Source organism: Paenibacillus radicibacter (assembly GCF_024721995.1).
Lineage (GTDB): Bacteria > Bacillota > Bacilli > Paenibacillales > NBRC-103111 > Paenibacillus_AM > Paenibacillus_AM radicibacter.
The window spans coordinates 139,179-151,960 of sequence record NZ_JANQBC010000002.1 but is presented as its reverse complement, the minus strand read 5'-3'; the positions used below and the strand labels follow the sequence as shown (position 1 = coordinate 151,960).

The following is a 12,782-nucleotide window of genomic DNA, read 5'->3' as shown; positions in this document are numbered from 1 at the left end:
ATCTTTCAAAACTTTGCAGATTAAGGGTGAATTCAAATGGCACCATTTCGTGTACTTGTCGTCGACGACTCTGTCTTCATGCGAAAAATTGTTAGTGACCTCATTGTTGAAGATGAACGCTTCGCCGTTATTGATACTGCGAAAAATGGGCAAGAAGCAATTGAAAAAATTAAACTACTACGTCCTGATGTGGTCACGATGGATGTTGAGATGCCGATTATGAATGGGCTCGAGGCGCTTCAGAAGATCATGGCCGAACAGCCAACACCGATTCTCATGTTAAGCTCATTAACGGGAGAAGGGGCGGCAGAGACGATTCGTGCTTTGGAATACGGCGCAGTTGATTTTATTTGCAAGCCGTCTGGCTCTATCTCATTGGATTTATATAAGGTGAAGTCGCAGTTGCATGAGAAGCTTCAGATTGCTGTTAGAACGAAGTTTAAATCTAGTCTTGCAAGAATGCCTGATCTACCAGAGAAAGCGGCAATCATGCGTGTTCCTAAAGTACCTGCTATCCAGAGCAATTCTGCATCAACTGTCTTTGAACATGTTGTAGCAATTGGAACTTCGACTGGTGGACCACGTGCGTTACATGAAGTGCTGACACATATTCCAGCATTTTATCCTGCACCCATTCTCATTGTTCAACATATGCCGCCGAATTTCACCAAATCACTGGCGCAACGCTTAGATAATGTGTGTCCTATTCGGGTCGTTGAGGCGACACACGGTGAGATCGTCGAAGCTGGTACTGCCTATATTGCACCTGGTGGCTGGCATATGCGTTTACGTAAGCATGCTGCCCATACATATCGTATCGAATTATCGAAAGAAGACCCACGCACGGGGCATCGCCCATCTGTGGATGTGTTGTTTGAATCCCTCGTAACCGTTAAGGAATTAAAGCGACATGCGGTTTTGATGACAGGGATGGGCAGTGATGGGGCTAAAGGTATGCTTGCCCTATTGAAAAGTGGAGCACAGACGACGATTGCGGAAGCCGAAGATACATGTGTTGTTTATGGAATGCCACGAACAGCCGTTATGCTTCATGCAGCAAGCTGTGTACTCCCACAGTACCAAATAGCTCAGAAACTTATTGAAATCGTACAGTCAGATCCCATTACATCTTAGAAAAACGAGAGTCAGCAGCAGCGAACAGATACTTTTGGAGGTGTATAGGTTTTGGAACTCAATCAATATTTATCTATGTTTATTGATGAATCGAAAGATCATCTACAGTCGTTAAATGAAAACTTACTCGTCTTAGAAAATGATCCGAAGGACATTTCTATCGTTCACAATATTTTCCGATCTGCCCATACGTTAAAAGGGATGTCAGCAACGATGGGATTTGAAGATATCGCTTCCTTAACACATGAGATGGAGAATGTGCTCGATCTTGTACGTAATTCGAAGCTGGATATGGATCCTTTTATCTTTGATTGTATTTTCAAAAGTTTAGATGCACTCGAAGCAATGGTGGATGATATCGTGCAAGGTGGAACGGGTAAAGCAAATGTCAGTGATATTGTGACAAGCTTACAGTCCATTGTGACGGGTGATTATCAAGTGGAGCAGTCAGTAGGAGTTGCATCTGATTCTGTACCTGTATCAAGCGGAGGAACGTTTGCTGACCAGGCAGATCTAACGAAGGTGCTTGACGAGTACCAGTACTCGGTGCTTCTGCAATCCTTTGATTCTAGCTTTAATGTGTATCATATTGATGTAACGGTTAACGAGGATTGTGTGCTCAAAGCAGCTCGCGCTTACATGGTATTTAATCTTCTTGAAAATAGTGGGGAAGTCGTCAAAGCGCATCCGGCCGTTGAAGATTTAGAGCAAGGCAAGTTCGAACATTCCTTCTCACTTTATTACGTATCAGAGATGGATAGCGAGACGCTTGAAAAGACTATTCTGAGCGTATCCGAAATTGCATCTGCATCTGTGATGGAGCTAGATCGCGCATCCTTGGATGATTTAATTGCAATGACAGCGGAAGCAACGCTTAAGGCTGCACAATTAGAAGTAGCTGCAACATTAGTAGCAGAGGCTCCAGTTAAAGCAGCATCAGTGAAATCAAGCGATTCCAAGCCTGTAGCGAGTAGCGCACCATCTGGTGGTGCTGTGGCGAGTCGGACGATTCGTGTAGACATTGAAAGATTAGATACATTGATGAATTTATTCTCCGAGCTGTTAATTGATCGTGTTCGCTTAGAGCAGCTTGCATCGGAGATTGACAAGAATGAGTTAACAGAAACTGTTGAACATATGGCGCGTGTAAGCAGTGATTTGCAAAATATTGTACTGAAGCTGCGCATGGTGCCTGTAGAATCCGTCTTTAATCGTTTCCCAAGAATGATTCGCGACCTTGCCAAGTCACTCGATAAGAAAGTTGACTTGATCGTTACAGGGGCAGATACGGAACTAGATCGTACCGTTATTGATGAAATTGGTGACCCACTTGTTCACTTGCTACGGAATGCGGTGGATCATGGTGTTGAGACTGTTAGTAAACGTATTGAATCAGGTAAGAGCGATACAGGTAAAGTACATCTAAGTGCATACCATAGTGGGAACCATGTGTATATCGAAGTTCAGGACGATGGCGATGGTGTGAATCGTGAAGTCGTACTTGGCAAAGCAATTAAGAATGGACTCGTTACACCTGAGCAAGGCGCTCGTATGAGTGATTTGGAAGTGTATCAATTGCTATTTGCTTCAGGATTCTCGACGGCAAGTGTCATCTCGGATATTTCTGGACGTGGCGTTGGACTCGATGTGGTAAAAACAAAGATTCAATCGCTTGGTGGAACTGTTCTAGTGGAATCAGAGCCAGGTCAAGGTACGAAGTTCTCCGTACAATTACCACTTACGCTTTCAATTATTGCTGCGATGTTAATTCGATTGGGTCATGAGAAATACGCAATTCCATTGTCATCGATCGTAGAGACTGCAACAGTGAAACTTGATCAATTACGTCATGTACATGGCAATGTGATGATGGATTATCGTTCCACCGTTATTCCGGTTATCACTTTAGGTAAAATTTTTGAAGTGCCGGGATACGAGATTGATTCCAAGGTTGAAAGTGACGTTGTTATTATTCGCAAAGGGGACAAGTTGTCAGCGATTCTAGTCGATGAGTTGATTGGACAGCAAGAGATTGTGCTCAAATCTTTAGGCAAATATTTAACCAAAATGTTCGCAGTTTCAGGTGCAACGATTCTAGGTGATGGTCATGTTGCTTTGATCATTGATACGAATGCACTTCTTAAATAAAGAGGGAGGGTTTCTAATGGGTGAAGAAAAGAAAATTATCGTATTTGCATTAGGAAATGAAGAGTATGGTGTTGAGGTTGAGAGCGTAAAAACAATTGAGCGTATGCAGCCATTAACTCGTGTTCCGAAAACACCTGTTTTTATTAAAGGAGTTATTAACCTTCGTGGTGTAGTTGTTCCGGTTCTTGATCTACGTTCACGTTTCGGACAACCTGAAATCGAGTATACGGATCAATCCCGAATTATCATCGTTAATTCCGGTGAAATCGAAGTTGGAATGATTGTTGATTCTGCGAATGATGTAATCGATCTAGATTCAGACTTGATCGAAAGCCCTCCTGAAATTGTAGGTGGTATTCGTGCGAAGTATTTGAATGGTATTGCCAAAATTAGCGATGAGAGACTTCTTGTGCTGCTAAATTTAGAGCAAGTGTTAAATAAACAAGAGCTTATCGAACTTGAAAGCCTTGAGGTGTAAACGTGAGTGAATTAGCTGACTTTCACATGGATGTGCTTAAAGAAGTTGGCAATATCGGAGCAGGTCATGCGGCAACAGCTTTATCCATGCTATTAGATAAGCAAGTTGACATGCTTGTCCCAGAAGTACGCTTCCTTCCTTTTGAAGAAATCGCCTCTGTTGTAGGTGGACCAGAAGAAGTTGTACTTGCTATATATCTTCGGGTCGTTGGTGAAGCGCCTGGGAATATGTTTTTCATCTTAAATGTAAATACAGCGAAGAGCATGCTTAAAGCGTTGATTGGTATGGATACATCAAAGGATGACACATTATCCGAGATGGAGCTTTCCGCACTGAATGAAATTGGTAATATTCTAGCAGGATCATATTTAACTTCTCTTGCTGATTTCACAAAATTAAGTATGTCACCTTCTGTCCCAGCCCTATCTATTGATATGGCTGGTGCGATATTAAGTTATGGTCTTATCCAATCCGGTGAAATGGGAGATCAAGCATTATTAATTGACACGAAGTTTTTAGAAGGTTCGCAAGTGATCAATGGTCATTTCTTTTTGATTCCTGATCCAGAATCTTTCCAATCCATCTTTACAGCGCTAGGAATCGATATGACATGATTCAAAGCAATTGGATCAAAGTAGGTATGGCAGATTTGAATGTTGCGCACATGACCGGGGTGCTCAAAACGACAGGTCTAGGCTCTTGTGTAGGAGTAACGCTATACGATGCACGTACGAAAATTGCAGGAATGGCCCATGTGATGCTGCCAAGCTCAGATATTGCAAGAGAGCCTAACTTTAATCGAGCTAAATATGCAGATACAGCTGTTCCTGACTTGGTGAATCGTATGCTGCAGCTTGGAGCGAACGTGGCACGCATACAAGCAAAGCTCGCTGGAGGGGCGCAAATGTTTGCGTTCTCTTCCCAGCAAGAAACGATGCGGATTGGCCCACGGAACGTAGAATCATGTAAAGAGATGCTTCACCAATACAAAATTCCAATCCTAAGTGAAGACACAGGTGGTAATTTTGGAAGAACAATTGAGCTGGATTGCGAAACAGGGATTTTATACATTCGCAGTGTACAACATGGAGTAAAGGAATTGTGATGCCATGATTGGATCTATGAAATGGAATTTTGTAAGCGGAATACTTGCATTTGTTTTTACTTTCTTTTTATCGATACAAAATAACTTCATTCTCACTTCAATGTTGAATGGATTATACAGTTTTATTTTGTTATTCGTGGGTACATATTTGATTCGTTTTGTTATCGGTGCTTTTTTAGAGCCGAAAATCGAACATCAAGTGGATGCGGAAGTGATGGATTCCTCACATAAAGAAGCGGAGTCACAGCATGTAGGACAACATTTTGACATGCAAACACCAGATGATTCAGCGGAGAATAAGCCGTCTGAACATCCTGTCTTTACTCCGCTTAACCCACCGAAACTAGCAACGAAAGAAGAAACTGAACCTGAACGAGTGGCTGATGTGGTTCGCCATTGGACAGCAGATTAAGGATGGTGAATAATCCATGATCGAATATAAGCAATCTCATCTCGCCAATATTGAAATTTGGAAACAGTGGAAAGAACATCAGATTCTCGAAGCGAAGCAAGAGCTTATTGAAACGTATTTACCGCTTGTGGATTATGTAGCTAGCCGATTATCAATCGGGCTGCCCAAGAATGTGGCTCTGGAAGATCTACAAAGTTTTGGCGCGATGGGATTAATCGATGCTGTTGATAAATTTGATTACGAACGCGGTCTGCAATTTGAAACTTATGCGTCTTGGCGCATTCGTGGTGCCATTATTGACGGACTTCGTCAAGGGGACTGGGTACCTCGCTCTGTTCGTGAGAAAGCGAAGAAGCTTGAAGATGCTTATCAGAAGTTAGAGCAGCAGCATCTGCGTTCGGTAACAGATGAAGAGATGTCTAGTTATCTTGGAGTAACTGAGCATGAATTTCAGCATATGCTCCAAGACATTGCAGTAACAACGGTATGTTCGATTGATGATCCAATTCGAGAAGAAGATTCAGAGACACGAATTTCATTAATTGTGGATGAAAAGGCCAAGAATCCAGAGTACAAAGTAAATGAGTTTTATTTAAAAGAAACTTTGGCACGGGCTATTGATCGTTTGACAGAAAAAGAGCGTACGGTTGTATCGTTGTTCTACTTTGAAGAACTATCTCTTAGTGAAATTGCTGAAGTGATGAGCTTGTCACCTTCACGAATTTCACAACTTCATTCCAAAGCAATACTACGAATGAGGGGTTCGCTTGCTAGATATAAGGTTCAACTTTTTGAGGACGATTTCTAGGATGAAGGGTGGTCATGCAGGATGAGTCAAAATTTGTCATTGGATTTTTATGTACAAATTTCGATGTCAGAGGATAAATTAACTGCTTATTTACAGTTTTCCAATGTTCCGGATACGTTTCATGTAACAGTCGACCAGCTTCAAGAGTGTTTACGCTCTAACCAAGTTACGCATGGAATTGATATGAACCAATTGGGTGTAATCGCGAGTGATCCTAAGCCCTTCCTATATGCGAAGACGATAGTTGCCCGGGGGTCAAAGTCAATTGATGGACGCAATGGAAGTATCAAATTACTTCATGATCTAGGCAACTCAAATAAGAAACCGCAAGAACTAGAAGATGGAACGGTTGATTATAAAGAGTTGATTACGATTAGTAACGTTCGTTCAGGTCAGATTATTGGACAACGATATTTACCAACAGAAGGAACACCAGGAAGATCTGTCACTGGAGAAATCATTAAGTCTAAAGCAGGGAAGAATGTCCGATTTAAGCTCGGGAAGAACGTCGTTCTTGATAATGAAGAAATGACTTTATACGCGAGTATTAGTGGAATGGTTACACGCTCAGATCGTGATCGAATTAATGTGTTTCCCGTATATGAAGTCAATGGTGATGTAGATTATAATGTAGGTAATATTGATTTTATAGGTACTGTCGTTATTCGAGGCAATGTACTACCTGGATTTAAGATTAAAGCTTCAGGTGATATTCGAATTACAGGAAGTGTTGAAGCAGCTGAGTTAGATGCGGAGGGGTCCATTGATATATCAGGCGGTGTCTTGGGGCAGAGTAAAGCAAGAGTGAAGGCGCTTGGTAATGTAAAGAGTTCTTTCATCCAAGATGCCTATATTGAAGCTGGTGGGAATATTACTGCCTCACAAAGTATCATGCATTCGACGATCCTAGCTGGTAATAGTGTTCTCTGCTCAGGAGCAAAAGGCCTAATTGTAGGTGGAACCATTCAAGCTGGAGAGATAGTTACTTGTCGCACAATGGGTAATATGATGTCTACGACGACAGTCGTTGAAGTAGGGGTATTGCCAGAGCAGCGTAATGAACTCGTTCGATTGAAGGCACAGCTTAAAGTAGCGATGGATAATCTGGACAAAACGAATAAAGCTTTAGCGATGCTCGATCAGATGGCAATGGTAGGTCAATTGAGTGCTGACAAAATGGCGCTGCGCATTAAATTAAGCAATACGAAGAAACAAGTGTTTACAGAACAGCATGAGATGAAAGATCGTATACTAGAACTAGAGAAGGTTTTGGAAGACTCCGAGAATGCCAAAGTGCATGTCATTGGTAACATTTACGGGGGAGTCAAAATCGTGATCGGCCGATACATCAAATATTTGAAAGATCCAATCGCTAGGGTAACATTTACGCTGTCAGATGGAGATATTTCATTAATTCCATACGTATAGTTTTTCGAAAATGGGGTGCTGCTCGTGAGTTTAAAAGGGATCGATCTTCAATTTGCCATTCATAAGAATGATGATGCAGGATTTAGGCAAGCACAGCACGTCCAAAAACCGATGAATGAACAAGCTATTTTGGCACAAGAAGCAAGTCTAGCGCTTCAAAAAGCAAGAACACACACAGATCCTGTGCATGCAGCCGTAGAATCTGAGCGACTCAAACATCATGGAGAAGATCGCCGCAAGCGAGATCAACAGCAGAAAAAAGGCTCAGATCGACAAGCCAAAGCTGATAATTTGCTGCATGATGAAAAAGCAAAGCATCCTTTTAAAGGTCATCATATAGATTTATCTTTATGAAATGAGGGTAGAGGGTATTATTATGGATCACCCGATGTATTATGTCATTTTGCTCGGCTTAGTTATTGTTGTTTTTACACAATTTTTTATGCGAAAAGATTCCAAGAAGAGCAAAGCTTCTGGCAGCATGGATGAGTTTGAAAAATCAGTTGGCATGTTCGCCGCGGAGCTCGAAGAACAGAATGAAGCACTTGTAAAGCTTTTTGCAGATAGTAAACGAGAAAGTGATCTCAAACTTGCCCATTTAGCGGGTAAGCTAGAACTTATGGAGAAACATAATCATGAGTTAGCGCAGGAACTTTCTCATCTTAAGCTTGTACTTAATGAGCGAAGATTTGAAGCGTCAATTGCACCAACTATCGTGATGGAGTCTCAGAGACAAGTTGTAGCATCAGTTGAGGTTGTTCCCGAATCAATCCCAGAACCTGAAGCTGATCCTTTGATCAAAGCGCGTTATCCGGATATTTTTGAGTTGTACGAGCAAGGGAAGTCCGTTGAATACATCGCAAAGAAATTAGGAAAGAACAAAGGTGAAGTGAATTTGATTTTGATGCTGTCTAGGCAAGAGGAGGCAGCCCGATGAGCAGAAAAGTGTTCTGGAACGGCCTTGGTTTTGGACTCATTGGGGGGGCTGTTCTTTTGCAACTCATGCTTATGGCGCAAAATACGGCTACTTCAGCTCCAGTCGTGCAGCAGTCTCCACCACCAGCTGAAATAGTAGAGAGCGATAAGAAATATTCGCAAGATGAATATGATCAGAAGCTTCAAGTGAGGTTAAAGGAAGAGATTGATAAGCGTCCATTGCCAGAAGCGCCGAAGCCAGAACAGATCAAGAAGACGACTGTATATATATCTGCAGGTCTAAATTCTGACAGAGTTGTCGAGATGTTTCAGCGAAGTGGTTTAATTAGTGATGCAGCAGCGATGAGCGCCGAGATCAAAAAGCGCAAATTAACAGCGAGCATCCGCACAGGTGCGCACGTGTTTGAGGGCGAACCAAGCATGGAAGAACTTATTGAAGCTATCATTCGCCAACCTTAATTCGACAAAGTGTTGCAATCTAGTATCATGTTATGGTATAGTTATCAGCGGTGTTAAAATGCACGCTGTATCAATTCACATAATGGTGCTTATCGGTGATAAGTTTTATGTGAAGATGCGATCAGCGGAAGTCACTACAAAAACCAAATTAGAGGAGGTGTGTGAGGATGGCAGTAATCTCCATGAAACAACTCTTGGAAGCAGGGGTACATTTCGGTCACCAAACACGTCGTTGGAACCCGAAGATGGATCGTTACATCTTCACAGAAAGAAACGGTATTTACATTATCGATCTTCAAAAAACAGTTAAGAAGGTTGATGAGGCTTACAACTTCGTTAAGTCCGTTGCAGAAAACAATGGAACAATGTTGTTCGTAGGTACTAAGAAGCAAGCTCAAGATTCCGTTAAGGAAGAAGCAGAGCGTTGCGGCATGTACTACATCAACCAACGTTGGTTGGGTGGTACGCTTACTAACTTCTCTACAATCCAAAAGCGTATTGATCGCTTGAAAACTTTGGAGCGTATGGAAGCTGACGGTACTTTCGATCTTCTACCGAAGAAAGAAGTTATCATCTTAAACAAAGAAAAAACTCGTCTAGAGAAATTCTTGGGCGGTATCAAACATATGAAAGGGTTGCCTAGCGCCCTATTCGTAATCGATCCTCGTAAAGAGCGTATTGCTGTTGCAGAAGCTCGCAAATTGGGTATCCCAATCGTAGGTATCGTAGATACTAACTGTGATCCAGACGAAATCGATTATGTGATTCCTGGTAATGATGATGCAATCCGTGCGGTTAAATTGTTAACTGCTAAGATCGCTGACGCTGTTGTAGAAGCTCACCAAGGTGAAGAAGCAACAGTTTAAGAGTATCACACAATAGAAGTTTAATGAGAAGGGTGGGTGAAGGTGTAATAACCTCTCACCGCCCTTTTTTTAAAGTGAAGTAACAGGTCTAACTATAACATGAGAATATTTGGGAGGGTCCATAATGGCTACAATTACAGCTGCAATGGTAAAAGAATTACGTGAGAAAACAGGAGCAGGAATGCTTGATTGCAAAAAAGCTCTTGACGAAGCAAACGGTGATGTAACAAAAGCTGCAGAACTTCTTCGTGAAAAAGGTCTATCTGCTGCTGCTAGCAAAGCTGGCCGTATCGCTACTGAAGGTCTTTGCGAGTCCTATATCCACGCTGGTGGCCGCGTAGGCGTACTAGTTGAAATTAACTGTGAGACTGACTTCGTTGCTAAAACGGATCAATTCCGTTCTTTCGTAAGAGACGTTGCAATGCACATCGCGGCTTCCAACCCAACTTGCGTTCGTCGTGAAGAAGTTGCAACTGAAGATCTTGAGAAAGAAAAAGAAATCCTTCGCAACCAAGCTCTTAATGAAGGTAAACCAGAGAAAATCGTTGATAAAATGGTTGAAGGCCGTATCAACAAATACTACGAAGAAAACTGCTTGATGGAGCAATCCTTCATTAAAGATCCAGACAAGAAGATCTCTGATCTTGTTAATGAAAAAATTGCTACAATCGGTGAGAACATCTCCATCCGTCGCTTCGTTCGCTTCGAACTAGGTGAAGGTCTTGAGAAGAAAGTTGACAACTTCGTAGAAGAAGTAATGTCCCAAGTGAAACAGTAATTTAAAGTTTGAACATACAAAGACGGGAACACATTGTGTTCCTTTCTTTTTAAATAAAGATGGACTGCGTTTTATTAGAATGTAGCCCGAAATGGAGGTACTCTGCTTGGAGCAACCGGTGTTTAAGCGTATCATATTGAAATTAAGCGGGGAAGCATTAGCAGGAAACCAAGGCTTTGGAATCGAATCTGAAGTGATTTCATCTATTGCAGATCAAGTAAAAGAAGTGGTTGACCTTGGCGTGGAAGTGGCCATTGTAGTTGGTGGCGGTAACATCTGGCGCGGTATTGCAGGTTCCGAAAAAGGAATCGATCGTGCAACAGCAGATTATATGGGTATGCTTGCGACAGTGATGAATTCACTTGCGATGCAAGATGCACTTGAGAATATCGGCGTACCGACTCGTGTACAATCTTCGATTACGATGCAACAAGTAGCTGAGCCTTATATTCGTCGTAGAGCAATGCGTCACTTGGAAAAAGGCCGTGTCGTTATTTTCGCGGCAGGTACAGGTAACCCTTACTTCTCAACGGATACAACTGCAGCTTTGCGTGCAGCTGAAATCGAAGCTGAAGTCATTCTAATGGCTAAAAACAAGGTGGATGGCGTATACTCAGCAGATCCATTTAAAGATGAGACAGCTGTCAAGTTCGACACTCTAACATATCTTGATGTATTGAACAAAAATCTTGGTGTCATGGATGCAACTGCTTCATCCCTATGTATGGACAACAATATTCCGCTTATCGTCTTCTCGATCACAGAAAGAGGAAACATTAAGCGTGTCGTTCAAGGTGAAAAGATCGGAACAATCGTTAAAGGGAGTGTATCATAGTGCCACAATCCATTAAGAAAAATGCAGAAGATCGTATGGAGAAAGCAATCGGATCTCTTAAGAGAGAGCTCGCAGCACTTCGTGCAGGTCGTGCAACTCCTGCTCTACTTGATCGCATTCAAGTAGAATATTATGGAGCAATGACGCCACTTAACCAAATGGCAAACATCTCTACACCAGATTCTCGTACGTTGCAATTGCAGCCTTGGGATAAAACTTCGATTGGTGCAATTGAAAAAGCAATCATGAAGTCTGATTTAGGTCTGACTCCAGCTAATGATGGTAACGTAATTCGCCTTGTGATTCCAGCGCTTACTGAAGAGCGTCGTGGAGAGCTTGTGAAATTGACGCGTAAGAGCGGAGAAGAAGCAAAAGTTGCAGTTCGTAACATTCGTCGTGATGCGAACGATGATATTAAAAAGCTTGAAAAAGCAGGTATCTCTGAAGATGAGTCTCGTCGTCACCAAGACGATGTGCAGAAGTTCACAGATAAATACATTGCTGAAGTTGAAAAAACTTTAGCTGCTAAAGAGAAAGAAATCATGGAAGTATAGAACAAAGCCTTACCCCCAGTTCATCGGGGGTTTTAGTCTTTCCTTAGTTGGGGGATATTAATGATGTGGAAGCACATAAGACAATGGTTTGGCTCCAAATCGACAACTACAATTGAAGATGCTGCGGACCTTACCACAGACAACATCCCTGCACATGTTGCCATCGTGATGGATGGGAATGGTCGTTGGGCCAAAAAACGTGGTTTACCACGGGTTGCTGGTCATTATTCTGGTATGAAAAATGTGAAAAAAATTACGTTAGCAGCAAACTCCATCGGTGTAAAAGTGCTAACGATGTATGCTTTTTCGACGGAAAATTGGACGCGTCCTAAAGAAGAAGTGGATTTTTTGATGAAACTTCCTCAAGAGTTCTTCCCACTCGAAATCGACGAGCTAATGGAGAATAATGTTCAGGTTCGAATGACTGGATGGCGTGAAGGACTTCCTGTAGATACACTAGAGGCAGTTGATCAAGCGATTGAGCGAACCAAACATAATACAGGGCTTATCTTAAACTTTGCCTTGAACTATGGTGGGCGTAAAGAGCTGCTTCATGGTGTACAGCAGATGATGAAGGATGCGAAGCTAGGGAAGTTAGATCCCGATGATCTGGACGAGGTTGTATTTGCGGAGTATATGCTTACAGATGGGCTGCCTGATCCAGATCTATTCATTCGTACGAGCGGCGAGCTCCGTCTTAGTAACTTCCTGTTATGGCAACTTGCCTATTCTGAACTATGGTTTACAGAGGCATGCTGGCCAGAATTTACAGAAGAACATTTTTATCAAGCGATTGCAGAATATCAGCGTCGTCATCGACGTTATGGTGGTCTGTAGACAC

At 42.2% G+C, this 12,782-nt stretch carries 16 protein-coding genes; all 16 read left to right on the top strand.

The window, feature by feature from the left end:
- Positions 1-36: 36 nt before the first annotated feature.
- Entirely contained in the window at positions 37-1,134 is a 1,098-nt protein-coding gene (locus tag NV379_RS05830) for a protein-glutamate methylesterase/protein-glutamine glutaminase (RefSeq protein WP_258206351.1), read from the top strand.
- A gap of 51 nt (positions 1,135-1,185) precedes the next feature.
- The gene (locus NV379_RS05825) at positions 1,186-3,282 is read left to right on the top strand and encodes a chemotaxis protein CheA (RefSeq protein ID WP_258206350.1); all 2,097 of its coding nucleotides are present in this window, start codon (positions 1,186-1,188) and stop codon (positions 3,280-3,282) included.
- 16 nt (positions 3,283-3,298) lie between these two features.
- Positions 3,299-3,760 (top strand): chemotaxis protein CheW, encoded by a 462-nt coding sequence (locus NV379_RS05820; protein WP_258206349.1) that lies wholly within the window; start codon positions 3,299-3,301, stop codon positions 3,758-3,760.
- 26 nt (positions 3,761-3,786) lie between these two features.
- Positions 3,787-4,374 (top strand): chemotaxis protein CheC, encoded by a 588-nt coding sequence (locus NV379_RS05815; RefSeq protein WP_258206712.1) that lies wholly within the window; start codon positions 3,787-3,789, stop codon positions 4,372-4,374.
- Positions 4,371-4,865 carry a chemotaxis protein CheD gene (locus tag NV379_RS05810; protein ID WP_258206348.1) on the top strand — a complete coding sequence of 165 codons (495 nt, stop codon included), beginning with the start codon at positions 4,371-4,373 and terminating at the stop codon, positions 4,863-4,865. The genes NV379_RS05815 and NV379_RS05810 overlap by 4 nt, the downstream gene beginning before the upstream one ends.
- 16 nt (positions 4,866-4,881) lie before the next feature.
- Positions 4,882-5,277: a hypothetical protein gene (locus NV379_RS05805; RefSeq protein WP_258206347.1), complete on the top strand. Its 396-nt coding sequence runs from the start codon at positions 4,882-4,884 to the stop codon at positions 5,275-5,277.
- Positions 5,278-5,293: 16 nt separating this feature from the next.
- Positions 5,294-6,085: a FliA/WhiG family RNA polymerase sigma factor gene (locus tag NV379_RS05800; RefSeq protein ID WP_258206346.1), complete on the top strand. Its 792-nt coding sequence runs from the start codon at positions 5,294-5,296 to the stop codon at positions 6,083-6,085.
- A 21-nt stretch (positions 6,086-6,106) separates the two neighbouring features.
- Positions 6,107-7,513: a flagellar assembly protein A gene (locus NV379_RS05795; RefSeq protein WP_258206345.1), complete on the top strand. Its 1,407-nt coding sequence runs from the start codon at positions 6,107-6,109 to the stop codon at positions 7,511-7,513.
- Between the two features lie 24 nt (positions 7,514-7,537).
- The gene (locus tag NV379_RS05790) at positions 7,538-7,867 is read left to right on the top strand and encodes a hypothetical protein (RefSeq protein ID WP_258206344.1); all 330 of its coding nucleotides are present in this window, start codon (positions 7,538-7,540) and stop codon (positions 7,865-7,867) included.
- Positions 7,868-7,889: 22 nt separating this feature from the next.
- Positions 7,890-8,450 (top strand): DUF6115 domain-containing protein, encoded by a 561-nt coding sequence (locus NV379_RS05785; RefSeq protein ID WP_258206343.1) that lies wholly within the window; start codon positions 7,890-7,892, stop codon positions 8,448-8,450.
- Entirely contained in the window at positions 8,447-8,908 is a 462-nt protein-coding gene (locus NV379_RS05780) for a hypothetical protein (protein ID WP_258206342.1), read from the top strand. Before NV379_RS05785 ends, NV379_RS05780 begins: the two co-directional genes overlap by 4 nt.
- Before the next feature lie 167 nt (positions 8,909-9,075).
- Entirely contained in the window at positions 9,076-9,774 is a 699-nt protein-coding gene (gene rpsB, locus NV379_RS05775; protein WP_258206341.1) for a 30S ribosomal protein S2, read from the top strand.
- A 124-nt stretch (positions 9,775-9,898) separates the two neighbouring features.
- Positions 9,899-10,552, top strand: a complete 654-nt coding sequence (tsf, locus tag NV379_RS05770; RefSeq protein ID WP_258206340.1) for a translation elongation factor Ts — start codon at positions 9,899-9,901, stop codon at positions 10,550-10,552.
- A 106-nt stretch (positions 10,553-10,658) separates the two neighbouring features.
- Positions 10,659-11,387, top strand: coding sequence for a UMP kinase (gene pyrH / locus NV379_RS05765; protein ID WP_258206339.1), 729 nt, complete (start codon positions 10,659-10,661; stop codon positions 11,385-11,387).
- A complete protein-coding gene (frr, locus tag NV379_RS05760) occupies positions 11,387-11,941 on the top strand; it encodes a ribosome recycling factor (protein ID WP_258206338.1) in 555 nt (184 codons plus the stop codon). The genes pyrH and frr overlap by 1 nt, the downstream gene beginning before the upstream one ends.
- A gap of 63 nt (positions 11,942-12,004) precedes the next feature.
- Positions 12,005-12,778: an undecaprenyl pyrophosphate synthase gene (gene uppS / locus NV379_RS05755; protein ID WP_258206337.1), complete on the top strand. Its 774-nt coding sequence runs from the start codon at positions 12,005-12,007 to the stop codon at positions 12,776-12,778.
- The last annotated feature ends 4 nt before the right edge of the window (positions 12,779-12,782 follow it).